The organism is Frankia sp. AgB1.9 (assembly GCF_016786355.1).
In the GTDB taxonomy this organism is placed as follows: domain Bacteria; phylum Actinomycetota; class Actinomycetes; order Frankiales; family Frankiaceae; genus Pseudofrankia.
Window position 1 is genome coordinate 1 of sequence record NZ_JADWYX010000035.1, and the last position, 24,237, is coordinate 24,237.

The 24,237-nt window shown below is 73.1% G+C and carries 23 protein-coding genes; 14 read left to right on the top strand and 9 right to left on the bottom strand.

The annotated features are described in order from the left end of the window. Window positions 1-274 precede the first annotated feature (274 nt). Entirely contained in the window at window positions 275-2,092 is a 1,818-nt protein-coding gene (locus tag I6A60_RS15890; RefSeq protein WP_203024809.1) for an ABC transporter ATP-binding protein, read from the top strand. 197 nt (window positions 2,093-2,289) lie between these two features. Beyond that, on the top strand, window positions 2,290-2,757 hold the full coding sequence (locus I6A60_RS15895; RefSeq protein ID WP_203024808.1) for a Pycsar system effector family protein: 468 nt from the start codon (window positions 2,290-2,292) through the stop codon (window positions 2,755-2,757). Window positions 2,758-2,795: 38 nt separating this feature from the next. On the opposite strand, the gene I6A60_RS15900 is transcribed toward I6A60_RS15895, so the two are convergent. Beyond that, a complete protein-coding gene (locus tag I6A60_RS15900) occupies window positions 2,796-3,593 on the bottom strand; it encodes an MBL fold metallo-hydrolase (protein ID WP_203024807.1) in 798 nt (265 codons plus the stop codon). Then, a complete protein-coding gene (locus tag I6A60_RS15905; protein ID WP_203024806.1) occupies window positions 3,593-4,678 on the bottom strand; it encodes an S-(hydroxymethyl)mycothiol dehydrogenase in 1,086 nt (361 codons plus the stop codon). Before I6A60_RS15905 ends, I6A60_RS15900 begins: the two co-directional genes overlap by 1 nt. A 394-nt stretch (window positions 4,679-5,072) precedes the next feature. Here I6A60_RS15905 and I6A60_RS15910 point away from each other — a divergent pair, with 394 nt between their 5' ends. The 6 genes from I6A60_RS15910 to I6A60_RS15935 are packed head-to-tail and all read left to right on the top strand — an operon-like array spanning window position 5,073 to window position 10,721. Further along, complete coding sequence (locus I6A60_RS15910; protein ID WP_203024805.1) at window positions 5,073-6,194, top strand: aliphatic sulfonate ABC transporter substrate-binding protein; 1,122 nt, start codon at window positions 5,073-5,075, stop codon at window positions 6,192-6,194. After that, on the top strand, window positions 6,191-7,105 hold the full coding sequence (locus I6A60_RS15915; RefSeq protein ID WP_203024804.1) for a TauD/TfdA family dioxygenase: 915 nt from the start codon (window positions 6,191-6,193) through the stop codon (window positions 7,103-7,105). The genes I6A60_RS15910 and I6A60_RS15915 overlap by 4 nt, the downstream gene beginning before the upstream one ends. Next, window positions 7,102-8,007 carry an ABC transporter permease gene (locus tag I6A60_RS43550; RefSeq protein WP_203024803.1) on the top strand — a complete coding sequence of 302 codons (906 nt, stop codon included), beginning with the start codon at window positions 7,102-7,104 and terminating at the stop codon, window positions 8,005-8,007. Before I6A60_RS15915 ends, I6A60_RS43550 begins: the two co-directional genes overlap by 4 nt. After that, entirely contained in the window at window positions 8,004-8,882 is an 879-nt protein-coding gene (locus I6A60_RS15925; protein WP_203024802.1) for an ABC transporter ATP-binding protein, read from the top strand. The genes I6A60_RS43550 and I6A60_RS15925 overlap by 4 nt, the downstream gene beginning before the upstream one ends. A 52-nt stretch (window positions 8,883-8,934) precedes the next feature. Continuing rightward, window positions 8,935-9,711: a TetR/AcrR family transcriptional regulator gene (locus tag I6A60_RS15930; RefSeq protein WP_203024801.1), complete on the top strand. Its 777-nt coding sequence runs from the start codon at window positions 8,935-8,937 to the stop codon at window positions 9,709-9,711. Between the two features lie 47 nt (window positions 9,712-9,758). Then, on the top strand, window positions 9,759-10,721 hold the full coding sequence (locus tag I6A60_RS15935; RefSeq protein WP_203024800.1) for a TauD/TfdA family dioxygenase: 963 nt from the start codon (window positions 9,759-9,761) through the stop codon (window positions 10,719-10,721). A gap of 23 nt (window positions 10,722-10,744) precedes the next feature. On the opposite strand, the gene I6A60_RS15940 is transcribed toward I6A60_RS15935, so the two are convergent. Then, window positions 10,745-11,533 carry a YqjF family protein gene (locus tag I6A60_RS15940; RefSeq protein ID WP_203024799.1) on the bottom strand — a complete coding sequence of 263 codons (789 nt, stop codon included), beginning with the start codon at window positions 11,531-11,533 and terminating at the stop codon, window positions 10,745-10,747. Between the two features lie 209 nt (window positions 11,534-11,742). On the opposite strand from I6A60_RS15940, the gene I6A60_RS15945 reads away from it, so the two are divergent. The 6 genes from I6A60_RS15945 (at window position 11,743) to I6A60_RS15970 (ending at window position 18,823) form a co-directional block, all read left to right on the top strand. Next, a complete protein-coding gene (locus tag I6A60_RS15945; protein ID WP_203022943.1) occupies window positions 11,743-12,561 on the top strand; it encodes an ABC-2 family transporter protein in 819 nt (272 codons plus the stop codon). A 3-nt stretch (window positions 12,562-12,564) separates the two neighbouring features. Then, window positions 12,565-13,470 (top strand): ABC transporter permease, encoded by a 906-nt coding sequence (locus I6A60_RS15950; protein WP_203022942.1) that lies wholly within the window; start codon window positions 12,565-12,567, stop codon window positions 13,468-13,470. Window positions 13,471-13,478: 8 nt separating this feature from the next. Then, a complete protein-coding gene (locus I6A60_RS15955) occupies window positions 13,479-14,537 on the top strand; it encodes an ATP-binding cassette domain-containing protein (protein WP_203022941.1) in 1,059 nt (352 codons plus the stop codon). A 694-nt stretch (window positions 14,538-15,231) separates the two neighbouring features. Continuing rightward, window positions 15,232-17,124, top strand: a complete 1,893-nt coding sequence (locus I6A60_RS15960) for a hypothetical protein (protein WP_203022940.1) — start codon at window positions 15,232-15,234, stop codon at window positions 17,122-17,124. Then, window positions 17,121-17,933: a polysaccharide deacetylase family protein gene (locus I6A60_RS15965; protein WP_203022939.1), complete on the top strand. Its 813-nt coding sequence runs from the start codon at window positions 17,121-17,123 to the stop codon at window positions 17,931-17,933. Before I6A60_RS15960 ends, I6A60_RS15965 begins: the two co-directional genes overlap by 4 nt. Then, window positions 17,930-18,823 carry a DMT family transporter gene (locus I6A60_RS15970; RefSeq protein WP_203022938.1) on the top strand — a complete coding sequence of 298 codons (894 nt, stop codon included), beginning with the start codon at window positions 17,930-17,932 and terminating at the stop codon, window positions 18,821-18,823. The genes I6A60_RS15965 and I6A60_RS15970 overlap by 4 nt, the downstream gene beginning before the upstream one ends. Window positions 18,824-18,841: 18 nt before the next feature. Here the strand turns inward: I6A60_RS15970 and I6A60_RS15975 are convergent, their stop codons facing one another. The 6 genes from I6A60_RS15975 to I6A60_RS16000 all read right to left on the bottom strand — a co-directional run bounded on the left by I6A60_RS15975 (window position 18,842) and on the right by I6A60_RS16000 (window position 24,233). Continuing rightward, complete coding sequence (locus I6A60_RS15975) at window positions 18,842-20,041, bottom strand: thiolase family protein (protein ID WP_203022937.1); 1,200 nt, start codon at window positions 20,039-20,041, stop codon at window positions 18,842-18,844. 98 nt (window positions 20,042-20,139) lie between these two features. Continuing rightward, on the bottom strand, window positions 20,140-20,535 hold the full coding sequence (locus tag I6A60_RS15980) for a Zn-ribbon domain-containing OB-fold protein (protein ID WP_203022936.1): 396 nt from the start codon (window positions 20,533-20,535) through the stop codon (window positions 20,140-20,142). A gap of 586 nt (window positions 20,536-21,121) precedes the next feature. Next, window positions 21,122-22,048, bottom strand: a complete 927-nt coding sequence (locus tag I6A60_RS15985) for an alpha/beta hydrolase fold domain-containing protein (protein ID WP_203022935.1) — start codon at window positions 22,046-22,048, stop codon at window positions 21,122-21,124. A 4-nt stretch (window positions 22,049-22,052) separates the two neighbouring features. Then, a complete protein-coding gene (locus I6A60_RS15990; protein ID WP_013424930.1) occupies window positions 22,053-22,199 on the bottom strand; it encodes a DUF1059 domain-containing protein in 147 nt (48 codons plus the stop codon). A 179-nt stretch (window positions 22,200-22,378) separates the two neighbouring features. Continuing rightward, the gene (locus I6A60_RS15995) at window positions 22,379-22,861 is read right to left on the bottom strand and encodes a GNAT family N-acetyltransferase (protein ID WP_203022934.1); all 483 of its coding nucleotides are present in this window, start codon (window positions 22,859-22,861) and stop codon (window positions 22,379-22,381) included. 10 nt (window positions 22,862-22,871) lie between these two features. Further along, the gene (locus tag I6A60_RS16000; protein ID WP_203022933.1) at window positions 22,872-24,233 is read right to left on the bottom strand and encodes an NtaA/DmoA family FMN-dependent monooxygenase; all 1,362 of its coding nucleotides are present in this window, start codon (window positions 24,231-24,233) and stop codon (window positions 22,872-22,874) included. Window positions 24,234-24,237 lie beyond the last annotated feature (4 nt).

Below are 24,237 nucleotides of genomic sequence, written 5' to 3' on the forward strand. Positions count from 1 at the left end.
ACGGCAGCCGCACCGCGCACGAGCACCTCCAGGAGCGGTATCTGCGCGAACGGGACCTGATCTGGCAGCTCGCCGCCCCCCCCCCCCCCCCCCCCCCCCCGGCCGCCGGGCGCGCGCGCGGCGCCCGGTAACGGCGGACGGCCTTGCCGGCGCTCTCGCGTCCACGTCCGGTCCACAACCAGCCGGAAATGTCCGCACACCCGACCAGCCGGCCGTCGACGGTAAACCCGTCCAGTCCGGCGGGCACGCGGGCCTTCGCTCCTATCTCCGCTTCATGTGGACGTTCCGCCGGTCGGTGCTCGCCGTCGTCGCCGTCTTCGTCGTCGCCGACATCGCGCTCGCCGTCATTCCGCTGTTCATCGGCCGGTTCGTCGCCGCGCTCGCGAGCACCCCGCACGGCCACGTGGTCGCCTTCACCACGGCGCTGATCGCCTGCAGCGTCTGTCACGACCTGTTCTGGCGGACCGCCGAGCTGATGTACATGAAGTGGCTCAACCCGCGGGGCTACGACTACCAGAACCTGTTGTTCCGCCGGGTGATCGACCAGGAGTACCCGTACTTCGCCGGCCGGGCCACGGGCAAGGTGAGCGGCTACGCGCGCACGTTGGGGCAGGAGTTCCGGGACTTCCTGGACAACGTCTGCTTCAACTACGTGGAACTGGCCGTCAAGCTGCCGTCCATCGTGCTGATCATGTTCACGGTGAACCTGCCGACCGGCCTGCTGTTCAGCGCGGCGATTCTGGTGATGCTTCTGGTCGGGCGTCGGACCGCGGCCCGTTCGGCCCGGGAGGAGAAGCGCTCGACCGACGTCAACGCCGAGATGGAAAGCTACATCATCGACGTCGTCGCGAACTTCGTGAGCGTGAAGTCGTTCCGGCGGGAGAACGACGAGCACGCGCTGGTCGTCGAACGCCGCCAGGACGTGGTCACCGCGTCCAACCGGTCGATGTTCTGGGCCATCATGTTCTGGGGCTCGATGAGCCTGGTGGTGCGTTACCTGGTCTGGCCCGGCGCGCTTCTACTGAACCTCTACCTCTATATGCACCACGAGCTGACGATCGGCCAGCTGACCACCTTCCTGTCGGCGCTGCTCATCTTCTCGGACTTCATCTGGGGCGCGATCTGGGAGACCTCCCAGCTCAACCTGCGGCTGGCCCGGGTAGAAGAGGCGTACGCCTACCTGTTCGGCGACCGGGACGTCCTGGACGACGACGCGTTCCCCGACCCGGACGCTCCGGGCCCGGACGAGATTCCGGCCCAGGGCACGGCGGACGTCCCCCGCCTGTCGGTCGCCCCAGTCCCAGCCCCAGTTCCAGCTCCGGCTCCGGCCGGTGACGGCTCGCGGCCGCTGGGCCGTCTCGAGCTGAGGAACGTCACGTTCGCCTATCCGGACAACCCGGCGATCCAGGTGCTGGACGGGGTGACGCTGACGATCGAGCCACGGGAGAAGGTCGGCGTCGTCGGGCGGTCGGGCAGCGGCAAGACGACGCTGCTCAAGCTGCTGCTCGGCTACTACCGGCTTCCGCTCGGGACGGTCGTGCTGGACGGCCGGACGATCCCGAACCGGCGGCTGGCCGCGGCGATCTCCTACGTGCCGCAGGACATCTCGCTGTTCCACCGGTCGATCCGCGACAACATCACGTACGGGGCGCCCGGGGACCTCGAGGACGCCGACGTGCACGAGGCGGCCCGCCGGGCGCACGCGCACGAGTTCATCGTCCGCGCCGCGCAGGGCTACGACACGCTGGTCGGCGAGCGGGGGATCAAGCTGTCCACCGGCCAGCGCCAGCGGATCGCGATCGCCCGCGCGCTGCTCGACCAGAAGCCGCTGCTGGTGCTGGACGAGGCGACGAGCGCCCTGGACAGCGAGAGCGAGCGGCTGGTCCAGCACGCCCTGGAAGGACTCTGGGCGGACCGGACCGTGATCGCCGTCGCGCACCGGCTGTCCACGCTGCTGCGGATGGACCGCATCGTCGTCGTCGACAACGGCCGCATCGTCGAGCAGGGCAGCCACCAGCAGCTGCTGGACGCCCGGGGCGACTACCACCGTCTCTGGCAGCAGCAGTCCGGCGAAATGCTGGTCAGCGACTGACCGAGCCGGCTCCGTTGCCCTGCCACGCACCGATAGAATGCGGTGTTCCACGGCCAGGGCAACGGGGGGCAGCGCTGACGCAGTCAGATGGTTCCGGAATACCGCCGTCGGGCCAGCCAGGTGGGCCGCCAGTACCGGGAGATGGCGCGCAGGCGCCTGACCTCAACGCGGACGGCGCGGTCTCGGCTATCGAGATAATGAGCAGCCGTATCGACAATGCCGACGGCAAGGTAGGGATCCTCGCCGCGGCGCTCGCGATCCTCGGCGGCACCGTGGCGAAGGACAAGCACACCATCTTCAGAATGTTCGGCGATCTCGCCGGGCCTGCGCACGGCGCCTTCGCGGTGCGCAACTACCTGGCCGTGGCATTCTTCTGCCTCGGCGTGATCGCGGTCGCCGCCGCCACCTACAACCTCTACAAGGCGGTGCGGCCGCGTACCGCGAATGACGGGCCGAGCCGGTTCTCCTTCCCGCACCTGGCGACGATCACCGTGCAGGACACGCTCGCGCTGTCCGCGGCGACCCAGCGGGAGGAGGCCTGGCGGCAGGCCCACACGCTCGCGGTCATCGCACTGGCGAAGTTCACCAACTTCCGGCGCGCCCTCAGCAGCGTCGGAATCGCCGCCCTCTGTTTCCTCGCCTGGACCTTCGTCCTGCCCAGCTGATTCGCGGTCGCGCGGGCATTCCCGGTGCGGGCCTGCCGTCAGTGGCCGCGGTCGAGCCAGCTCTGCCTCGCGGGAGCCTCCGCGCCGATGGTGGTCGCGCGGCCGTGGCCGGTGCGAACCGTCGTCGTGGCGGGCAGGCCCAGCAGCTGGCTCGTGATCGAGTCGATGATGGTCGGGAAGTCGGAGAACGACCGGCCCGTCGCGCCTGGGCCGCCCTGGAACAGGGTGTCGCCGGTGAACACCGTGTTCAGGTCCGGCGCGTGGAAGGACATGCTTCCCCAGGTATGGCCGGGGGTGTGCAGCGCGGTCAGGGCAACCGCGTCGGCGCCGGTGCCGACGGTGAACTCGTGGCCAGCCGCGATCTCGTGGTCGGGAGCGCGCCCCGGGTGGGTGCGGTCCCAGAGCTCGCGGTCGGCCGGGTGCAGCCAGATCTTCGCGCCGGTCGCGGCGGCGACCGCCAGGGCCGCGTCGACGTGGTCGTCGTGGGCGTGGGTGCACAGGATCGCCGCGAGGTGGCGGTCGCCGACCGCGGCCAGGATCGCCGTCGGGTCATGCGGGGCGTCGAGGACGACGCACTCCTCGTCGTCGCCGATCAGGTAGACGTTGTTGTCCACGTTCCACCGGCCGCCGTCGAGCGAGAAGACCCCCGAGGTGATCAGGTGGTCGATCCGGACCCGCCCACCCGGCTGTGCGCCGTCCGCCGCGCGCGCCCAGGCCACGGTGCGCGCCGAGTCGCCCGCCTCCGGCGCCGCCTCGGCCCCGGTCGAGGCGGAACCGTCGACGTCAGCGCTCCCGGCGGCCGACCCGCCGGCGCCATGTTCCCCCGGGGCGCACATCAGAGCATCACCACCGAACGCAGGACGTCGCCGCGCTTCATCGCGTCGAAGGCGGCCTCGACGTCGGTGAGGGCGATCTTCTCGGAGACGAACGTCTCCAGCGGCAGCCGGCCCTGCAGGTAGAGGTCGATGAGCATCGGGAAGTCGCGCTCGGGCAGGCAGTCGCCGTACCACGAGGACTTCAGCCGGCCGCCCCGGCCGAAGACGTCGAGCAGCGGCAGCTCCAGCGTCATGTCCGGCGTCGGGACGCCGACGAGGACGACCGTGCCGGCGAGGTCGCGGGCGTAGAACGCCTGCTTCCAGGTCTCCGGCCGTCCGACCGCGTCGATGACGACATCGGCGCCGAAGCCGCCGGTCAGCTCCTGGATGGCGGCCACCGGGTCGCCGCTGCGCGAGTTGACCGTGTGGGTCGCGCCCAGCGTCGTCGCGAGGGCCAGCTTCCGGTCGTCGACATCCACCGCGATGATCTTCGCGGCCCCGGCGAGGCGCGCGCCGGCGATCGCGGCACCGCCGACGCCGCCGCAGCCGATCACGGCCACGCTGTCGCCCCGGCCGACCTCACCCGTGTTCATCGCCGCGCCGAGGCCGGCCATGACCCCACAGCCGAGCAGGCCGGCGACCTCCGGCGGCGCGGCCGGGTCGACCTTGGTGCACTGCCCGGCCGCGACCAGCGTCGTCTCCAGGAACGCGCCGATCCCCAGCGCCGGCGACAGCGCGGTGCCGTCCTCCAGGGTCATCTTCTGGGTGGCGTTCGCGGTGTCGAAGCAGTACCAGGGCCGGCCTCGCCGGCAGGCGCGGCACTGCCCGCAGACGGCGCGCCAGTTCAGCACGACGTAGTCACCGGGCACGACGTTCGTGACGCCCGGGCCGACCTCGCTGACGACCCCGGCGGCCTCGTGGCCGAGCAGGAACGGGTAGTCGTCGGAGATCCCGCCCTCGCGGTAGTGGAAGTCGGTGTGGCAGACGCCGCAGGCCTTGACGTCGACGGTCACCTCACCGGGGCCGGGATCCGGCACGACGACGGTGCGCAGCTCGACCGGCGCGCCCTTCCGCATCGACACGACGCCCTTGACCTGACGGCTCACCGCTCGTCCTCCGCTCGCCTCGACCGCGTGATGGCGTTCACCCGGCCCTTGGTCATCGTCACGTGCTGGCCACGACGAAGCAACGTCCGCGTCTCCTGCCGCGTGAAGTCGGCCGTGTCCCGAGGGCCCCGGTACCGGGCGTGGACGGTGCTGGGCGCGGACGGGGTCCGGCGCGGCGGGTCCGCGCGCGGCCCGGCGCCGGCGGCCCGGCCGGCCGGCCCGGATAACGCAAGATCGGCCTGAAACAATAGAGCAGTATTCCCATCAAGTACGTTGACAAACAGCTGACTTAACTGCTTCAGTGGGCACGTCAAAGCGCCGGCCGATCCGTCGGGCGCATTCCTCCAGCCGCGCCGGGGCGCCGCGCGGTATTCCATCTCTCACGAGGAGTCCCGTGGTCACGCCTGCCCTCCGGGCCGGCCGAGGTCGGTTCACGCCGGCCGTTTTCCGGCCTCGGCACCCAGCAAGGCCGGCGGCGGCCGGGCCGCGCCGCACTGTCGTCCTGGCCGCCCTCGGCACCCTGCTCGCCGTCACCGCGCTGGCCGCCTGCGGCTCCGGTTCCGGCTCCGGCGGCTCGGCTGGTGCGCCCGCGGCGGCCGCGACCAGCTACCCGACGGCCATCCCGGCCGGGACCAAGCTGCGCGTCGGCGACCAGAACCAGCTGAAGCCGTCGCTCGACCTGTCCGGCGAGAGCTCCGCCACGCCGTACACGCTCAGCTGGTCCACGTTCGCGTCCGGCCCGCTGCTGCTGGAGGCGTTCCGCGCCGGCGCCGTCGACGTCGGCTACGTCGCGGACACCCCGCCGGTGCTCGCGGCGGCCTCCGGCCAGGACCTCGCGGTGATCGCCACCTGGCACAACCCGCCGGGCCAGCTGGTCCTCGCCACGAAGCCGGGCAGCGACATCCACTCGGTGGCGGACCTGAAAGGCAAGAAGGTCGCGATCACCACCGGGACCATCCTGCAGGCCTACCTGCTGCGGTCGCTGGACGCGGCGCACCTGGCCCAGAAGGACGTCAGCCCGGTCAACCTGGCGATCACCGACATCTCCAGCGCCCTCGCCCGCGGCGACGTCGACGCCGGGGTCGTGCCCGAGCCGCTCGCCAGCACGTACCTGAGCGCCAACCCAACCGCCCACAAGGTCACCGGCGCCGACCCGTCGCCGATCACCCAGTACCTGATCACGACCCACAAGGTGCTGGCCGACCCGGCGAAGGCGGCCGCGCTCGGCGACTTCGTAGCGCGCTGGGTGAAGGCCGCCGGCTGGCGGGACGGCCACACGGCCGAGTTCATCCAGAAGTACTACGTCGACCAGCAGAAGGTGCCCGCGGCCACCGCGAAGGTCCTCGTCGGCACCGGTGTCCCGTCGGCGTTCGTCCCGATCGACGCGACGAGCGTCGGCGCCGCCCAGAAACTCGCCGACCTTTTCTTCTCCAGCGGGGTTCTCCCCAAGAAGGTCGACATCTCCAAGGTTTTCGACGCCCGTTACAACGCCGCGGTCAAGGAGGCCCAGCAATGACGCTCACCCAGGAATCCGCCACGACGGTCAACCTCGACGTGCGGCCGTTGTCGGGGTACATCGGCGCCGAGATCCACGGCGTGGACCTCACCCGGCCGCTGGCGCCGGAGGTCGTCGCCGAGATCCGGGCGACTCTGCTGAAGTGGAAGGTCGTCTTCTTCCGCGACCAGCACGTCACCCCGGCCCAGCAGATCGCGTTCGGCGCGCAGTTCGGCGAGGTCACCCCCGGCCACCCGACGCTGCCGACGCTCGAGGGCCACCCGGAGATCTTCCCGCTGGACAGCAAGAGCTATGACGCCGCCGAAGGGATCAGCGTCAAGAGCCTCTGGCACACGGACGTGACGTTCGTGCACAACCCGCCGATGGGATCCATCCTGCGCGGCGTCGTCATCCCGCCGTACGGGGGCGACACTCAGTGGACGAACCTGGTCACCGCCTACGAGACGCTGTCCGAGCCGTTGCGCGCGTTCATCGACGGCCTGCACGCTGTGCACGTCAATCAGCTGCATCTGGAGCGCGGTGACGGCGCGAAGCTGCTCGCGATGTTCTCGAAGAAGTCCTTCGAAAGCATTCACCCGGTGGTGCGGGTGCACCCTGAGACCGGTGAGCGGGCGCTGTTCGTCAATCCGAACTTCACCCAGCGGATCGTCGAGCTGAGCAACACCGAGAGCGCGCAGATCCTGAACCTGCTGTACCAGCACCTGGCCACGCCGGCCTTCACGGTCCGGTTCCGCTGGGAGCCGGACAGCATCGCGTTCTGGGACAACCGGGCCACCGCCCACCTCGTCCCGACCGACTACGGCCACCTCGGCTCCGAGCGGGTCATGCACCGGATCACCCTGGCCGGCGACATCCCGGTCGGCGTGCACGGCGAGCAGTCCGAGACCCGCGAGGGCGGGTCGTTCGCGTGACGTCGCTCGCCCTCGACGGCTCCGGCCGCGCGGTGCCGGCCTCGCCGGCCGGCACCGCGGCGGGGGGTCCGGCGTCAGAGGGTCCGGCGGCGGGGCGGGTCGAGATCGCGCTGGCGGACCCGCTGCGACCGGCCCGCCGGCCGGTGCCGAAGGGGCTGCGCCGGCTGCTCGGGCCGGTGCTGCTGGTCGCGTTCTGGCAGATCGGGTCCTCGACCGGGCTGATCCAGCCGGACATCCTCGCCGGGCCGTGGACCGTCCTGCACACCGGCTACTCGCTGGCCGCCGACGGGACGCTGGGGCACAACCTGGCGATCTCGCTGCGGCGGGTCGCACTCGGCCTGCTGCTCGGGGTCGCCGTCGCGGTGGTGCTGGCGGTCGTGGCCGGGCTGTTCCAGCTCGGCGAGGACCTCGTCGACGCGCCGGTGCAGATCCTGCGGGCCGTGCCGATCCTCGGCCTGGTGCCGCTGGCGATCCTCTGGTTCGGCATCGGCGAGCACGTGAAGGTCTTCCTCGTCGCGCTCGGCACCGCGTTCCCCGTCTACATCAACACGTTCGCGGCGATCCGTGGCGTCGACGGGCGGTTCGTGGAGCTGGCCCGCACCGTGCGGCTCGGCCGGCTCGCGCTGATCCGGCGGGTCGTGCTGCCGGGCGCCCTGCCCGGGTTCCTGGTCGGCCTGCGGTTCGCGCTGACCATCTCGTGGCTGATCCTCGTGGTCAGCGAGCAGATCAACGCCTCCAGCGGCATCGGCTACCTGATGGACCAGGCCCGCACGTTCGGCCAGACCGACGTGATCGTCGTCGGCCTCGCCGTCTACGGCGTGCTCGGCCTGCTCTCCGACGCGCTCGTCCGCCTGCTCGAACGCCGCGCGCTGGCCTGGCGCCGAGGCCTGGAGGCAACATGACCACGCAGACGACGTCCCGCTCCCCCGCCCTCGCCGTCGCCCGGGTGCCCGCGACCGCGCCGGCCGCCGTGCCCGGCACGGTGGCCGGTGACCTCGAGGGGCCCGCGGTGCGGGTCCGCGACGTCCGCCGGGAGTTCGGCGGGCGGGTCGTGCTCGACGGGATCGACCTGGACATCGCGGCCGGCGAGTTCGTCGCGCTGCTCGGCCGGTCCGGCTCCGGCAAGAGCACCCTGCTGCGGATCCTCGCCGGCCTCGACGCCGCGGCGACCGGCCGCGCGACCGTGCCCGAGCGCAGCGCGGTCGTCTTCCAGGACCCGCGGCTGCTGCCGTGGGCGCGGGTGGTCGACAACGTGACTCTCGGCCTGAAGGGCCGCGAGGCCCGCGGCCAGGCCCGGGACGCGCTCGCCGAGGTCGGCCTCGCCGGCCGGGAGCGCGACTGGCCGGCGACGCTGTCCGGCGGCGAGGCGCAGCGCGCCGCGCTCGCCCGCGCGCTGGTCCGCTCCCCCGGCCTGCTGCTGCTCGACGAGCCGTTCGGCGCGCTGGACGCCCTGACCCGCATCCGGATGCACCGGCTGCTGCGTGACCTGTGCCGGCGGCACCGCCCGGCGGTGCTGCTCGTGACCCACGACGTCGACGAGGCGATCCTGCTCGCCGACCGGGTCGCCGTCCTCACCGACGGGCAGCTCTCCCACGACGAGCGGGTCAGGCTCTCACACGACGAGCAGGGGCGGCTCTCCGGGGCCCGCCACCGCTCCGACCCGCAGTTCGCCGCGCTGCGGGCCCGGCTGCTCGCCGAGCTCGGCGTCTCCGACGACGAGGCCGAGAGCCGCCCGGGTGCCGCACCCGACGCCACGACGGAGATCGGCGACGCCTAGGCTGCGGGACGGGTTAGCGACAGGCGCGCCCGCCGGCGATCCGGAGCGGACCGTGACCGACACGTCGAGGGCGACGCCGCACGCCGAGGGCCGCCCGAGCGCCGGGCGCCCACCGGCCGCCGCCGCCCCGGACGACCCGGCCGCCGGGCAGCGGTCGCGGGAGGCCCGGGAGCGGCTGCTGCTGACCGCGGAACAGCTCTACGCCGAGCAGGGCCTCGCGGCGGTGTCGCTGCGCCAGATCTGCCGGGCCGCCGGCAACGGCAACAACAACGCGGTGCAGTACCACTTCGGCGACGAGCGCGGGCTGTTCGAGGCGATCATCGCGCACCGGGTCCCACGCCTCGACCGGCGCCGAGCCGAGCTGCTCGCCGCCGCCCGCGCGGCCGGCCTCGACCAGTCCGTGCGCGGGCTGGTGGACGTGCTGTTCCGGCCGCTCGCCGAGGAGGCACGCCGACTGGACAGCAGCTACGTCGGGTTCCTCGGCCGGTTCGTCTCCGCGCCGCCCGACCGTCATCCGTGGTTCGGCGGCGGGGAGCCGGCCGGGCCGGTGGGCCACGAGGTGTCCCTGGCGATCCTGGACCGTCTCCACGAGGCCCCGGCGGCGCTGCGCGGCCTGCGGCTGCGGCACGTCGTCGAGCTGTGCCTCGCCGCCCTCGCCGGGTTCGACCAGTCTCCGGCGGCCCGCGGGGGCGGGGGCGGTTTCGGCGGGGGCGAGGCTGTCTCCTACGACCTTTTCGTCACCGACCTTTTCGACATGGCGGCGGCGGCCCTGACCGCCGTGCCGTCCGCCGCCGAGCCCGCGGGCCATCGGGCCTCCGAAAACAGTTGACTTAACAGTTGTCGGCGCCATGCTGGGATGACCAGGGAGGCGCAGCCGTGACAACTGTGAACCAGAATTCCGACGCGACCCAGGCCCGGCCGGGGCCGACGGGCACGTTGGATATCCGGCCGATGTCCGGGCATATCGGGGCCGAGATCTTCGGGGTGGACCTTTCCGAGCCGCTCGCACCGGCGGTCACCGCCGAGATCCGGGCCGCGCTGCTCGCCTGGAAGGTCATCTTCTTCCGCGACCAGCGGCTGACGCCGGACCAGCACATCGCATTCGGGAGGCTGTTCGGCACGGTCGGCCCAGGGCATCCGACGCTCCCCACCCTGGAGGGCCACCCGGAGATCCTGCCGCTGGACACCCGCGCGTACGCCGGCCTGGACTCCTCGGGCGACCGGCACGGCGGCGGCATCCGGATCAAGAGCCTCTGGCACACCGACGTGACGTTCCTGCGCAACCCGCCGATGGGCTCGATCCTGCGCGGCGTCCTCGTCCCGCCGTACGGCGGCGACACGAACTTCCTGAACCTCGTCACCGCCTACGAGACGCTCTCGGCGCCGCTGCGCGACCTCGTCGACGGGCTGCACGCCGTCCACGTCAACCAGCTCCACCTCGACCGGGGTGACAGCAGCAAGCTGTCCGCCCTGTTCGCCAGCTCGCCGCTCGAGGCGGTCCACCCCGTGGTCCGCGTCCACCCGGAGACCGGCGAGCGGGCGCTGTTCGTGAATCCCACCTTCACGACCCGGATCGTCGAGCTGACCAACACCGAGAGCGCCCAGGTGCTGAACCTGCTCTACCAGCACATGACGAACCTGGAGTTCACCTGCCGGTTCCGCTGGCAGCCCGGCGACCTGGCCTTCTGGGACAACCGGGCGACCGCCCACCTGGTGCCCACCGACCATGGGACCGCCGGGTTCGACCGGGTGATGCACCGCATCACGATCACCGGCGACGTCCCCGTCGGCGTCGACGGCGCCGAGTCGACCGTGCGGGACGCCAGCTCGCTGACCTGAGGTTCGGCTCCCTGATCTGACGCTCAGCCTTCTGGGCGGCCGATGCGCACGTCGACGCCCGGGGAGTAGTGGACCAGCGGCTCGCCGGCCGGGGCCGGGAGGCCGGCGGCGGTCAGCAGCGTGTCGTCGAGGTCGAGCAGCTCGGCGCTGTGCAGCGGCCACGGGAGGTGCCAGGCCCGGGCGGTGCGCGGGGCACCCGACCGGACCGGGCTGAACAGGCGGAACCGCGCGGTGAGGAAGTGGTCGCGCTCGTCGAGCTCCGCCGGGGCGATCGGCTCCCCCGGCCGGACCACCACCCGGCTCGTCGCGTCCGCGCGGCTGGCGGCGCCGCCAGGCCCAGGCCAGCGGCGGCGGCAGGTGTAGGTCGTCGTGCCCGCCACGGCGTCCCCGTCGGGACGGTCCTCGTCGAGACGCATCGCGGACCAGAAGTACGGCAGCCGGTACGTCGTCCTCGCGGTGGCGACCGCGCCGAACCGGGCCGCGTCCAGCGAGAAGAACCAGATCCCCGGCCGGCCCTGCTCGTCGCGCACGTAGGTCCGGACGTTGGTCTCCGGGAAGTACGACGCCCACGGCACCCCGAGGCCGCGCCGCCCGGTCGTCACCCGCATGAAGAAGGGCACCAGGCTCACCCAGGCCGCCCCGGCGGTGGTCTCGGCCTCCAGGCCGGCCGGCAGCAGCGCCTGGACGGCGTCCGGGTCGTAGGCCCAGTGCAGGAACGTCAGCCGCTCCCAGCGCTGGCGCATCACCGGCCGCTCGACCGTGAACGGGCACTCGCCAGGGCCGGCCCCCGCGGGCACGCTCTCGACCGTCATGCGGCCATCCTCCGCCGTGGCGGTCGGCCGGCCCGCGCCGGGACCGGGACCGCCTGCACCGACCGGGCGGTTGGTCGGTGCAGGACCACAGGGAGGGTCGCCCGGGCCTCCGGATATGCCGACAAGAACCGAGTGCTGCCGTTACGGTCGGTAAGGACACGCCGGGGCTGACGACCGGCGCGCCACCGCCGCGCGCACCCGGGGGGAACGTGACCGTCGCAGTCGTCCCCGAGGCGCGGGCCTGGTGGGCCATCGCGGCGGCGAGTGCCCGGTCCCACGTCGCCTACCGGGTGACCGTCGCCGCCTCGGTGCTGTCGAACGTCACGCTGACGGTGCTGCGCGGCTACATCGCGCAGGCCGTGTGGACGGCCCGGCCGGGGCTCGCCGGCTACGACGTGGCGCGGGCCGTGACCTTCGTCGTCCTCGGGCAGGCCCTGACCTCGACGTTCGCCGTCTTCGGCGGCATGATCGACGTGCCGTGGCGGGTCGAGAACGGCGCGATCGCCGTCGACCTGGCCCGCCCGTTCGGGTTCCTGCGCTGGTGGCTGGCCCGGGAGATCGGCCGGGCCGGCGTCTTCCTGGTCAGCCGGGCGGTGCCGGCGGGGCTCGTCGGGCTCGCGGTGTTCGGCGCCCGGCCGCCGGCGTCGACGGCCGCGGCCCTGGGGTTCACCGCGAGCCTGCCGCTAGCGCTGCTCGTCGCGTTCGCCATCCGCTACCTGGTGGCGCTGACAGCGTTCTGGATCACCGACGTGCGCGGCGCGCTCGTGGTCTCGTCGCTGGCGCTGATGTTCTTCTCGGGCGCGGTGCTGCCGTTGACCATCTTCCCTGGCACCTTCGGGGCCGTCGCCCGGTCGTTGCCGTTCGGCGCGGTCGTCCAGGTCCCGATGGACATCTACCTGCGCCCGACCGGCGGTCCCGGGATCGGCCAGGAGCTGGGGTTCCAGGCGGTGTGGGCCGTGGCCCTGCTGCTGGGGGCACGGCTGGCCACCGGCCGGGCGCTGCGCCGCCTCGTCGTGCAGGGCGGCTGAACGATGCCTCCCGCGAACTCCGACCCGCCGACGTCCGGTCTGGCTCCGCGCGGTGGCGCTGCCCGGGACGCGCGGACCGGCTGGCTGGTCGGGCGGGGTCGCCTCCTGCTGGATGAGGCCAGGGCCTACCTGCTGCTGGTCCGGGTCGCGTTCCGGGAGGCGGGGCAGTACCGGACGTCGCTCGCGCTGCGCTCGCTGACCGAGGCGGCCGCGACTGTCCTCGACCTGGCCACGATCGGGATCATCTTCGCCCAGCTGCCGAGGCTCGCTGGCTTCTCGCTCGCCGAGGTCGCGTTCCTGTACGGCACGTCGGCGCTGGCGTTCGCGCTGGCGGAGGCGTTCGTCGGCCCGCTCGACCGGCTGGGCTGGCACATCAGCGACGGCCGGTTCGACGTCGTGCTGATCCGGCCGGTCAGCGTGCTCGTCCAGACCGCGACCATGGCCTTCGCCCCGGCGCGGGTGGCCCGGGTCGTGCAGCCGCTCGTCATCGTCGTCGTCAGCTGCCTCGCCCTGCCGGTCCACTGGACCGCGGACCGCGTGCTGCTGGTGCCGGGGATGGTCGCCTGCGGGGCGGTCATCGCGACCGGCGCGTTCGTCGCCACGGCCGCGGTGCTGTTCGTCGCCCCGGACGCGACCGTCGCCGTGTCGGCCAGCACGCAGGGCTCGGCGCTGGCGGCCCGCTACCCGCTGACGATCTACGGCCATCACCTGGCGCTGCTGCTGACCGTCGTGCTGCCGATCGGCTTCGTCAGCTGGCTGCCGGCGCTGCACGTGCTGGGCCGACCCGACCCACTCGGCCTGCCCACCGCGCTGCGCTTCGCCTCCCCGCTGGTCGCCGTCGTGACCACCGCGGTGGCGGCGCTCGCCTGGCGGGCCGGGGTCCGCCGCTACCGCAGCACGGGGAGCTGAGCCATCGCATGACAGCCGACGAAGGCGGTGACCGGCTGGTCGTCATCGAGGTCGAGGGAGCGACGAAGACCTTCGTCCAGCGCCGTCGGGTCGTGGGGCGGGGGCTGCGCCGCCAACGGCTCGACGTCCACGCGGTCCGCGACGTGTCGTTCACCGTGCGAGCCGGCGAGATGGTCGGCTATCTCGGGCCGAACGGCGCCGGGAAGAGCACCACGATCAAGATGCTGATCGGCATCCTGACGCCGACGGCGGGCCGGCTGCGGGTCGCCGGCCTTGACCCCGCTCGCCAGCGGCTCGCGCTGGCCCGGCGGATCGGCGTCGTGTTCGGGCACCGGTCCACCCTGTGGTGGGACCTGCCGCTGCGGGACAGCTTCGAGCTGGTTCGCCACCTCTACGGGGTCCCGGTCGACCGGTACCGGGCCAACCTGGACCGGTTCGTCGACCTGCTGGACCTCGGCCCGTTCCTGGCGACCCCGGTCCGGCAGCTGTCCCTCGGGCAGCGGATGCGCGGCGACCTGACGGCGGCCTTCCTGCCCGACCCCACGATCGTCTACCTCGACGAGCCGACGATTGGCCTCGACGTCGTCTCGAAGGCGGCGGTGCGTTCGTTCCTGGCCGAGACGAACCGCGAGCACGGGACGACCATCATGCTCACTACCCACGACACCGCGGACATCGAGCAGCTGTGCCGCCGGGTGCTCGTGATCGACCACGGCCGGCTCGGCTTCGACGGCGACCTCGCGACGCTGCGCGACCGCCTCGGCGGCGACCGCACGCTGATCGTCGACCTGCCCGGCCCGGTGCCTGCGGTCTTCGTCACCACCCCGGGCGCGCGGGTGGTCCGCGTCGACGGCCCCCGTCAGTGGCTGTCGTTCCCGGCCACAGCGAGCGCCGCCCCGCTCATCGCCGAGCTCGCCGCCCGCTACCCGGTCGTCGACCTCTCGATCCGCGAGCCCGCCATCGAGGACGTCATCACCCGCCTCTACACCAGCGGCCCCATCCCAACGGCCCGCCAGCCCACGACCCCGACCGACCACTCCAGCGCCTCGGCGGCCGGGGAACCGTGACAGCGCGCCCTTTACGGGAACGATGCCGCGGCTCTCGCCGGACCGCGAAGGTCATCCCGGCAAGTGATCGCAGTTTTGGCCCTCAAGTGGTCGTGAATCGGGCCTTCCCGCAGCCATTTGAGGGCGCAAACGGCGATCATGTCTGGGGATCGGAGCGGGACCGCGCCGCCGACGATCGCGGCCTCGCCGGCCCGCGTCGCCGTCAGTTAGCACTCGGGCCCGTCCGGACCGGCTGGTGCCGGGCCCGCGACGCCACCCCCGCGCCGCACCCCAGACCATGATCGCGAGTTTGGCCCCGAGGTGGTTGCGACCGGCACCGATTCACGACCACCAGAGGGCCAAGACGGCGATCAAGTCGGCGCCGCGACGGGCCGAGGTCGTCGGATGCGGCATCAGCCGCGCCCGGTCGCGCGCTCCGCTGGAAACGGCGCGGTGGCCCGGTCGCCACCCGCTAGCCACTCGCGTGTCAACCGTGCGTCGCCGACCGGGGCGACAATGTGCCTTCTTCGACATCGCAGTGGTAATTCACTGCTACACGCCGGTGGAAATGACGCCGGTATCGCCAGGGTGGCGCGCGGATTTGTCGTCCGTCTGACATTCAGCGCGCGACCAGTCGCCACGGCACGGAGCCGACACCTAAAGTGCGATACCGGCTCACTGCGCATTGGCCGGCTTCCTGGAGGTTCGCTGTGAGATGGGTCGTGCCAAGAGCGGCCAGGCCGTGAACGACGCCTCCAAGCCGGCGAGGCCCGAGCCGACGGGCCCCAAGCCGACAGAGCCCGAGCCGGCGATGACCACGGGCGCAGGTCGCGTCGTCGTCATCACGGGCAGCGTCGGCGCGGGCCACGACGGTGCCGCCCGGGAATGGGCCCGGCTGCTGCGCGCCCGCGGCTACGAGGTCGAGGTCCACGACTTCCTGGACATCCTGGGCCGACTGCTCGGGACCGGGATGCGCAACGCCTACGAGACGATGCTGTTCCGCGCGCCCTGGCTGTACACCGTGCTCTTCTGGGTCGCGGCGGTCCCGCGCGGGGTCTCGCTGCTCAGCCGGACGGTGCTCGCGCCGTTCCGGCCCCGGCTGCTCGCCCTGCTGCCCGCCGACACCGTCGCGGTGCTGGCGACCTACCCCTTGGCCGGCCAGGTGATCGGCAGGCTGCGCCGCAAACGGCTGCTGCCCGTGCCCGCGTTCACCTTCCTGACCGACTTCTCGGTGCACCGGCTGCTGGTCGCGCCCGGCATCGACGCGCACTACGTGCTGCACGACGTCAGTGCCGCCCAGGCCCGGGCGCTCGGCGCCGCCGGGATCGTGGTGACCGGCCCGGTGGTCTCACCGAGGTTCGGCCCGGTCACCGCGGCGGGCCGCGCCGAGGCCCGGGAACGGTTCGGGCTGCCCGCGGGCGGGCGGCTCGCCCTGCTGGTCGCGGGCTCGTGGGGTGTCGGCGACGTGGAGCGCACGGCCGCCGAGATCGTCGCGACCGGCGCCGCCACACCGGTGATCGTCTGCGGGCGCAACGAGACCCTGCGTGCCAGGCTGGCGCAGGCGGGGCTCGGTCATCCGCTCGGCTGGGTGTCCGACATGCCGGGGCTGATGCGAGCCGTGGACGTGCTGGTGGAGAACGCCGGCGGGCTCACCTCGCTGGAGGCGATGGCCAGTGGGCTGCCGGTCGCCAGCTACCGGTCGATCCCCGGTCATGGCCGGGCCAACGCCGCCGCGCTGCACGCCGCCGGCGTCTCGTACTGGATCCGCCGCCCGGACGAGCTGGGACCGGCTCTCGCCGAGCTCGTCGACGGACCGCGGGGGCGCCGGCAACGGGCCGCCGGGCTCGCGCTGTTCCAGACCGACCCGTCCGAGGTGCTCGGGCGCGCGATCGAGGACGCCGCCGCGGACCGGCCGGCCTCGCTGGCCCGGGCCCGGGCGTCCCGGGCGCTCGCGGCCGAGGGACGGCGCCGCTGGCCCAGGCGAGCGGCGTTCGCCGCCGCCACGGCCGGCTTCCTCGGCTTCAACGCGACGTTCGGGACGTCGATCGCGGTCGCGCACGGCCTCGACTCGGCCCGCCCCGCGCGGCCGGAGGCGATCTACCTCGTCGTCCACCCGAACGAGCACACCGACGTCACTCCGGCGACACTGGCCTTGCTGCGCGACGCGCACGCCGCCGTCGCAATCGACGCCGACCTGATCCACCGCGACCCGGCCCTGGCCAGGCTGCTCGCCACCTCCGGTCTGCAGGTGGTGAACGCCGGCGGGGGGACGCCGTACCGGACCGGGCTCGTCGGCGGGCGCACGGCGATCGGGCACACCGCGTTCGCGATCCACCGGCTGGGCGGGCCCCGGCCGGTGTCGTTCCTGAGCAGCGGTGACCTGGACGCCGTCGACCTGGCGACCGTGTCGTACCTGGACGAGACCATCGTCGTGCCCAACGCGCGCGTCCGGGGCGGGGCACCGATACCGCCGCTGGGCCGAGGGGGAACCGTGCTCATCGAATGCCCGGCCGCGCCGGACTGCGGGCTGACCGTCACGCTGGCCCAGCGAGACGGCCTGATCGTCGGCCAGACGCTGCGGGCCGGCACGCTGAGCAGGCACACGTGACCGGCCGCAGGCCCGGCACCGGCACCGGCACCGTGATCGTCACCCGGAGCCGGGGCCGCCGGGCCGCGACGGCGGGCGGGATCGCCGCTGCGGCGGCGGTGGCCGCGGTCGCGGCGGGCTACGCGAGCCCGGCCGTGACGTCCTGGCCGCTGCTGCGGGCCCGGCTGCTGCCCGGACTTGCCGGCATCGGCCAGGCCGACCATGTGGCGCTGACGTTCGACGACGGGCCGGACCCGGCGTCGACCCCGGCCTTCATCACGGCCCTTGCCCAGTCGGGGACCAAGGCGACGTTCTTCCTGCTCGGCTCGATGCTCATGCACGCCCCGGAGGTCGGCCGCGAGCTGGTCGACGCCGGCCACGAGGTCGCGGTGCACGGCTGGGAGCACCGGTACACGACGTTCCGGACCCCGGCCGCGCTCTACGACGACATCGCGCGCGCCCGCGACCTGATCGCCGACGTGACCGGGCGGCAGCCGGTGTACTTCCGCCCGCCCTACGGCGTGCTGAGCGCGGGCTCGCTGTCGGCCGCGCGGCGCCTGGGGCTTCGGCCCGTGCTGTGGACCGCCTGGGGCCGGGACTGGGAGGCGCGGGCGACGCCGGAGTCGGTGCTGGCGACGATCCGCAAGGACCTGGTCGGCGGCGGCACCGTCCTGCTGCACGACTCGGACTGCACGTCGGCACCGCTGTCGTGGCACGCGGCGCTGGGCACCGTGCCGCTGCTGCTGGCGGAGTGCGCGGGCCGCGGGCTGCGGGTCGGGCCACTCGCCGAGCACTTCACGCCCGCCGGGGCCGGCGCGGGCCGCGGGTGAACTGGCCGGCGATCCTGCTGGCGCTGCTGGCGGCGGCCACCTTCGGCGCCACCTCGGCCCTGCAGCATCACGCCGCCAGCCAGGAGGAGCGGTACGGGGCGCTGGACCCCCGGCTGGTGGCCCGGCTGGCCCGCCGGCCGCTGTGGCTGGCCGGGGTGATCTGCGACGGCGGTGCCGTGGTGCTGCAGACGGCGGCGCTGGCCCTGGGCCCGCTGTCGCTGGTCGAGCCGCTGCTGACGGGTGGGCTGTTCCTCGCGGTCCCGTTCGAGGCGGCGCTGGACCGGCGCCGGCCCCACCCGCGGGATCTCGCGGCGGCGGCGGTCGCGACGGTCGGGCTGGTTGGGTTCCTGCTGGCGGCGGACCCGCGCGGTGGCGCCTTCACGCCGTCCGCGCGGACCTGGCTGCCGCCGGCGGCGGTCCTCGGCGTGCTCGTCGCCGCCGCGCTGGCCGCCGGCCGGGGCGCGCCGCCGACCCGGCGGGCGACCTGCCTCGGCCTGGCCAACGGCCTGATCTTCGGCCTGACCGCCGGGCTGCTCAAGGCCTGCACCGACCTGCTGGCGGGCGACCCGTGGCGGCTGCTGACCAGCTGGCCGCTCTACGCGCTGGCCGTGCTCGGCGCCGTCGGGTTCGTCCTGAGCCAGGCGTCGTTCCAGGACACGCTGACCGCCCCGCTGATCGCGATGACGCTCACGGAGCCGATAGTCGGCCTGGCGCTGGGCGTCGCGGTGTTCCATGAGCACCTCGCCGCCACCGGCCCGCGGGCCGTCGGGCTGGCGCTGGCCGGCGTGCTCATGGCTGTCGGGACGTGGCTCGCCGTCACCTCGCCCGACCGCGCCACCGAGCCTGGGCGGACCGTCCCCGGAGGGTCCGCCCAGGCCGCGGAGGTCTAGGTCAGGCGAAGATCCAGGTCAGGCCGCGGCGCGCTCCAGGATGTGGACGCCGCAGGCGTTGCCGAGGCCGATCACGTGGGCGAGACCGACCTTGGCGTTCGGCAGCTGGCGGTCGCCGGCCTCGCCACGCAGGTGGGTCGCGATCTCCCAGACGTTTGCGATCCCGGTGGCCGCGATCGGGTGGCCCTTCGACTCCAGCCCGCCGGAGACGTTGACCGGCGTCTTACCGTCGCGCCAGGTGGCGCCGGAGTTGAAGAAGTCGGCCGCGCCGCCCTCCTCGCACAGCCGCAGGTTGTCGTAGTGCACCAGCTCGGCGGTGGCGAAGCAGTCGTGCAGCTCGACGAGGTCCAGGTCCGCCGGGCCGATGCCGGCCTTCTCGTACGCCTGGTTCGCGGCCTGCCGGGTCAGCGTGTTGACGTTCGGCAGGACCTGGCAGGCCTCCTCGTACGGGTCGGTCGTCAGGATCGACGCGGAGATCTTCACCGCGCGCCGCTGCTGCTCCAGCGAGAGGGTCTTCAGCTTCGCGCCGGAGACGAGGACGGCGGCCGCCGCGCCGTCGCAGTTCGCCGAGCACATCGGCCGGGTGTTCGGGTAGGCGATCATGACGTCGTTCATGATCTGGTCGAGGGTGAACCGCTTCTGGTAGGAGGCCAGCGGGTTCAGCGTCGAGTGCGCGTGGTTCTTCTCGGAGATCTTCGCGAACAGCTCGAAGTCGACGCCGCCGTACTTGTGCCCGTACTCCAGGCCGATCTGGGCGAACACACCCGGCATCGTCTCGGTGCCGATCCGGCCGTCGAGCGGGCCGACGGCGCCGAACCGGCCCGAGGGCTGCCACGTGTTCGCGTCGCCGCCCCGGCTGCCGCCGGCGAGCAGGCCCGCCCCGGCCAGCTTCTCGACGCCGACCGCGATGCCGTAGTCGACCTCGCCTGCCTTGATAGCCATGTTGACGACCCGGATCGCGGTGGCGCCGGTCGCGCAGGCGTTGGAGACGTTGTAGACCGGGATCCCGGTCTGGCCGATCTGCTTCTGCAGGCTCTGGCCGGCGACCCGGCCCAGCAGCGAGCCGAACGCCATCACGCCCATCTCGCGCATGGTGACGCCCGCGTCGGCGAGCGCCCCCATCGTCGCCTCGGCCGCGAGGTCGATGACGTCCTTGTCGGGGTGCTTGCCGAACTTGGTCATGCTGATGCCGAGGATCCAGACGTCGTCGCTGGCCATCTCCGCCGCTCCGCTTCTCATGTCGAGGTGAAAGTCTTTGAGGGGGCGCAGCCCGGCCCCGGGCTGCCGCCGCGTCGTGGCCGCCGGACGGCCCGGGCTCAGCGCTGGGGCTCGAAGCCGAAGTTGACGGCCTCGGTGCCGGCCTCGTCGGTGCCGACGGACTGCAGCGCGAAGCGGACCTTCATGCCGACGTGCACCGCGTCGGGCGTCGGCTCGACGTTGATCAGGTTCGCGCGGACGCTGGTGCCACCGCAGTCGACGGTCGCGGAGACGAACGGGACCGGGATGCCGGGCGCGGCCAGCGACACGATCGTGAAGGCGCGGACCTCGCCCTCGGTGGCGACGTCGACCTTGCGGAACTCGGTGCCGAAACAGGCCGCGCAGGCGTTGCGGCGGTCGAAGAACCGGGCCCCACAGGCGGCGCACTCGTTCGCGACGAGGTGCGGGCTGTCGCCGAGAACCAGGTACTCGACGAACGGAATCGACTGCGACACTTCGCGCGCTCCTAGACGATGAGGGCCCCGGCGGTCCGGCTCCGGGCTCGGGGCCGGTCGGGACCCGGGGAGAACAGCAGGGTCAGCGGGACGGTGGATGCCGGCTCGACGGGGGTGGCCTCGCCGAAAGCCACCCGGTCGTCGGCCCAGCCGGGCCTCGGCGGAAACCTGCTTCTAGTCCCGCCCCTGACACGGTCCGCCCGGTTCCGGCGCCCCCTTGATCGCTGTTTCGACCCTGCGGAGGTCGTAATCAGGTCTGATTCGTAGCCACCAGAGGGCGAAAACAGCGATCAAGGCGACGGAGAGATTGACGGTTGCGGCTTCTAGTCCGGCGTATCACCTCGCTCAGCCCGAAGGCAACCGTTCGTGGCGCCGCCGGAGCGGGCCCGGGGTAGCCGCCGCCGGCCAGGCCTCCTGCTGGCGGCGACCCCGGCCGCCGGACCGACGCCTGGCTCAGCGACGACCAGGCGGCACGATCAACCCACATAAGTTCATATCTCGAACTCAGATCGCGACACAAGCGAGCCGGCCTGTGAGATCCGCCGCCGGCTCCCGGGCCGGGCCGACGGCGCGCGGCCGTACCGGCTCAGCGGTCGGCGCGGCAGGCGGCGATCAGCGTCGCGCGGGCGGCGGCGGACTCGGGGATGGGCGCCAGCGGGTAGCAGTGCGGCAGGCCGGGCGCCTCGTGGTAGTCGATCACCAGACCGGCCTCGGCGGCGCCGGCGACGAGGCGTCGGCTGTCGGGCAGCAGGACGTCGTGGGTCCCGCACAGCACGGTGAGCGGCGCGAGGCCGGCGAGCGAGCCGTTCAGCGGGCTGACGAGCGGATCGGCCGGATCGAGCGCGCCGGCGTAGCAGCGCCCCGCCTCGGCCAGGCCGTCGATCCGCAGCATGTGGTCCTGCCGGGCGATCGCCGGCTGATCGGGGTGCGTCATCGTGACGTCGAGCCACGGGGAGATCAACGCGATCCGGTCGGGCTGGGGGCGACCGCGGGCGCGGGCCGCCTGCGCTGCGGCGAGCGCCAGCCCGCCGCCGGCCGAGTCACCCATCACCACCAGCCGACCGCCGGCCGCGCGGGCCTCACCCAGGAGCTCGTCGAGAAGGTCGGCAACGCCGGAGACGACGTCCGCCGGGAGCCCCCGCCCCGCGAGCGGGTACAGCGGCACGACCACCCGGGCCGGAACGTCCCGGGTCAGCCGCGCGACCAGCAGCCAGTGCCACGACACCGGCTCGGCGATGTAGCCGCCACCGTGCAGGTACAGCACGGTGACCGGGCCTGAGGCCGCCTGGCCGCCGGTCGGCGCCGCGGGTGGGGTCAGTTCGTGGACCGGCCAGCCGGCGTGGTCCGTGACCGTGTGCCGGGCGAACCGGTCCAGCCACCGCGGCACCCGGACCACCGCCGGGCTCGCCGCCTGGGCCGCGACCCGCGCGCGGACGTCCCGGGCCGTCCACGAGCGCCCCCGCAGGATCGGGAGGGCGACCGTGTCGAGAAGCCGTGCCCGCAGGCTCGGCATGCGATCAGAACGCGATGAAGAGGATCTCGTCGCGGCCGTAGTCGAGATCGGGGTGCTTCTCGCGCAGGTGCGCCTGGGTCTTCTCGACGAGCTCGTCCTCGTCCTTGCCGACGACTCGGGTCCCGCACGGGCAGTCGAGGGTCGTCTTCATGCCGCCTCCTGTGCCAGCTGTGGCCATCCGCGGCCCGGGAGCCTCGGGGTGGGCCGTGTCCTCTCGGCCAGACGCGGGCGTTATTCCCACCGGCCAGATCGTTACTGGCAGGTACCCGCTGGCCGCCGAAGCCGACCGGGGACCCCGCCGCCCGGTGGGCCGCGCCTGTCACGGTCATCCTAGTGCGGGGCGATGTCGCCAGGCAGCAATCGTTTGCGGTAGAAAACGCGCTCAAGACCGTCTTCGGCCCCGCGCTCGGTCTCGACGTAGCCGCGCGCGGTGTAGATCGCCTGGTTTTCGGTCATCGATGCGTGGGTGAACAGCCAGACCGAGGTGGCGCCGAGGGCCACGGCCCGTTGTTCGGCCAGGTCCAGCAACAGCCGGCCGAGGCCGCGGCCCTGCTCGGACGGGTCCACGGCGATGTTCTCCAGCAGCAGCTCGCCGTCGCCCGGGACCAACACGACGAAGGCCAGCACCGTGCCGTCCGGGCCGGGGATCACCCAGGCCTCGTCGTGACCGACGGCGTGGGCGTAGTCGGCGTCCATCGGCGCTGGCCGCTTGCCCGCCATCCTGGCCAGGTACGGCCGGTAGGCCCGATCCGCGAGCCGGGCCAGGCCGGGGACGTCGTCGGCCCGCGCCCGGCGCGCCTCCTGCTCGGTCACCCCGCCAGTGTCACCCGATACGGGCCAGCGGGCTCAGGCCGAGGTGGTCGCGCAGGGTCGTGCCGGTGTACTCGGTGCGGAAGACACCACGTTCCTGCAGCAGGGGGACGACCGTGTCGGCGAACTCGTCGAGGCCGCCGGGGACGAGGTGCGGGACCAGGATGAAGCCGTCCGAGGCCTCGTCCTGGACGAACGTGTTGATGGTCTCGGCGACGGTCGCCGGGGAGCCCACGAACGACTGCCGGCCGCTGACCGCGATGACGAACTCGCGAATGGAGAGGTTCTCGGCCTCGGCCCGCTCCCGCCATTCCTTCGCGGTCTTCAGCCGGTCGCCGAACATCCGGGTCTGCGCGCGGCCCCTGACGACGGTGTTCTCGCCCTCGACCGGGTCGACGTCGGGCAGCGGGCCGTCGGGGTCGTAGCCGGACAGGTCGCGGTTCCAGACCTGTTCGAGGAACCGCAGCGCGGTCTGGCCGCTGGTCTGCTGGCGGCGCACGACGTGGGCCCGCTCCTGCGCGTCCGCGTCGGTGTCGCCGAGGACGTAGGTGGCGGCCGGGAGCACCTTGAGCGAGTCCCGCGAGCGGCCGTACTTCGCCAGCCGGCCCTTGACGTCGGCGTGGAAGGCGCGGCCGGCGTCGTAGGTGGCGTGCCTGCTGAAGATGGCGTCGGCGGTGGCGGCGGCGAACTCCCGGCCGGCCTCGGAGTCGCCGGCCTGGAAGATGACCGGTCGGCCCTGCGGGCTGCGCGGCACGTTGAACCGGCCGGAGATGTCGAAATGGTCGTCGCGATGCGCGAACGTACCAGCGGCCGGGTCCTTCAGGAAGGCACCGGCAGCCTTGTCGGCGACGATCTCGTCACCGTTCCATGAGTCGAACAGCTCCCAGGTGGTGCGCATGAACTGCTCGGCCCGGGAGTAGCGGTCGGCCTCGGCGAGGAAGCCGCCGCGGCGGAAGTTCTCCCCGGTGAACGCGTCCCAGGAGGTGACGACGTTCCAGGCCGCGCGGCCCGCCGACAGGTGGTCGAGGCTCGCGAACTGGCGGGCCACCTCGTAGGGCTCGTTGAACGTCGAGTTGATCGTGCCGGCGAGGCCGAGCCGGTCGGTGACGGCGGCGAGCGCGGCCAGCACGGCGAACGTGTCCGGGCGCCCGACGACGTCGAGGTCGTAGATCCGCCCGGCGGACTCGCGCAGCCGCAGGCCCTCGGCGAGGAAGAAGAAGTCGAACTTGGCTCGTTCGGCGGTGCGGGCGAGATGGGCGAACGAGGAGAACGCGATCTGGCTGCCGGACTCCGGCTCGCTCCAGACGGTGGTGCTGTTGACGCCGGGGAAGTGCACCGCCAGGTGCACCTGCCGCCGGCCGATCGGGTCGCTCATCGGG

What these genes read in the sequence shown, in the direction of transcription:
- I6A60_RS15950 (WP_203022942.1), top strand. Translation starts at nt 12,565, where the DNA reads ATGCCTCCCGCGAACTCCGACCCGCCGACGTCCGGTCTGGCTCCGCGC.
- I6A60_RS15890 (WP_203024809.1), top strand. Translation starts at nt 275, where the DNA reads ATGTGGACGTTCCGCCGGTCGGTGCTCGCCGTCGTCGCCGTCTTCGTC.
- I6A60_RS15900 (WP_203024807.1), bottom strand. Translation starts at nt 3,593, where the DNA reads ATGTGCGCCCCGGGGGAACATGGCGCCGGCGGGTCGGCCGCCGGGAGC.
- I6A60_RS15960 (WP_203022940.1), top strand. Translation starts at nt 15,232, where the DNA reads ATGGGTCGTGCCAAGAGCGGCCAGGCCGTGAACGACGCCTCCAAGCCG.
- I6A60_RS15975 (WP_203022937.1), bottom strand. Translation starts at nt 20,041, where the DNA reads ATGGCCAGCGACGACGTCTGGATCCTCGGCATCAGCATGACCAAGTTC.
- I6A60_RS15925 (WP_203024802.1), top strand. Translation starts at nt 8,004, where the DNA reads ATGACCACGCAGACGACGTCCCGCTCCCCCGCCCTCGCCGTCGCCCGG.
- I6A60_RS15955 (WP_203022941.1), top strand. Translation starts at nt 13,479, where the DNA reads ATGACAGCCGACGAAGGCGGTGACCGGCTGGTCGTCATCGAGGTCGAG.
- I6A60_RS15985 (WP_203022935.1), bottom strand. Translation starts at nt 22,048, where the DNA reads ATGCCGAGCCTGCGGGCACGGCTTCTCGACACGGTCGCCCTCCCGATC.
- I6A60_RS15895 (WP_203024808.1), top strand. Translation starts at nt 2,290, where the DNA reads ATGAGCAGCCGTATCGACAATGCCGACGGCAAGGTAGGGATCCTCGCC.
- I6A60_RS15915 (WP_203024804.1), top strand. Translation starts at nt 6,191, where the DNA reads ATGACGCTCACCCAGGAATCCGCCACGACGGTCAACCTCGACGTGCGG.
- I6A60_RS15990 (WP_013424930.1), bottom strand. Translation starts at nt 22,199, where the DNA reads ATGAAGACGACCCTCGACTGCCCGTGCGGGACCCGAGTCGTCGGCAAG.
- I6A60_RS15940 (WP_203024799.1), bottom strand. Translation starts at nt 11,533, where the DNA reads ATGACGGTCGAGAGCGTGCCCGCGGGGGCCGGCCCTGGCGAGTGCCCG.
- I6A60_RS16000 (WP_203022933.1), bottom strand. Translation starts at nt 24,233, where the DNA reads ATGAGCGACCCGATCGGCCGGCGGCAGGTGCACCTGGCGGTGCACTTC.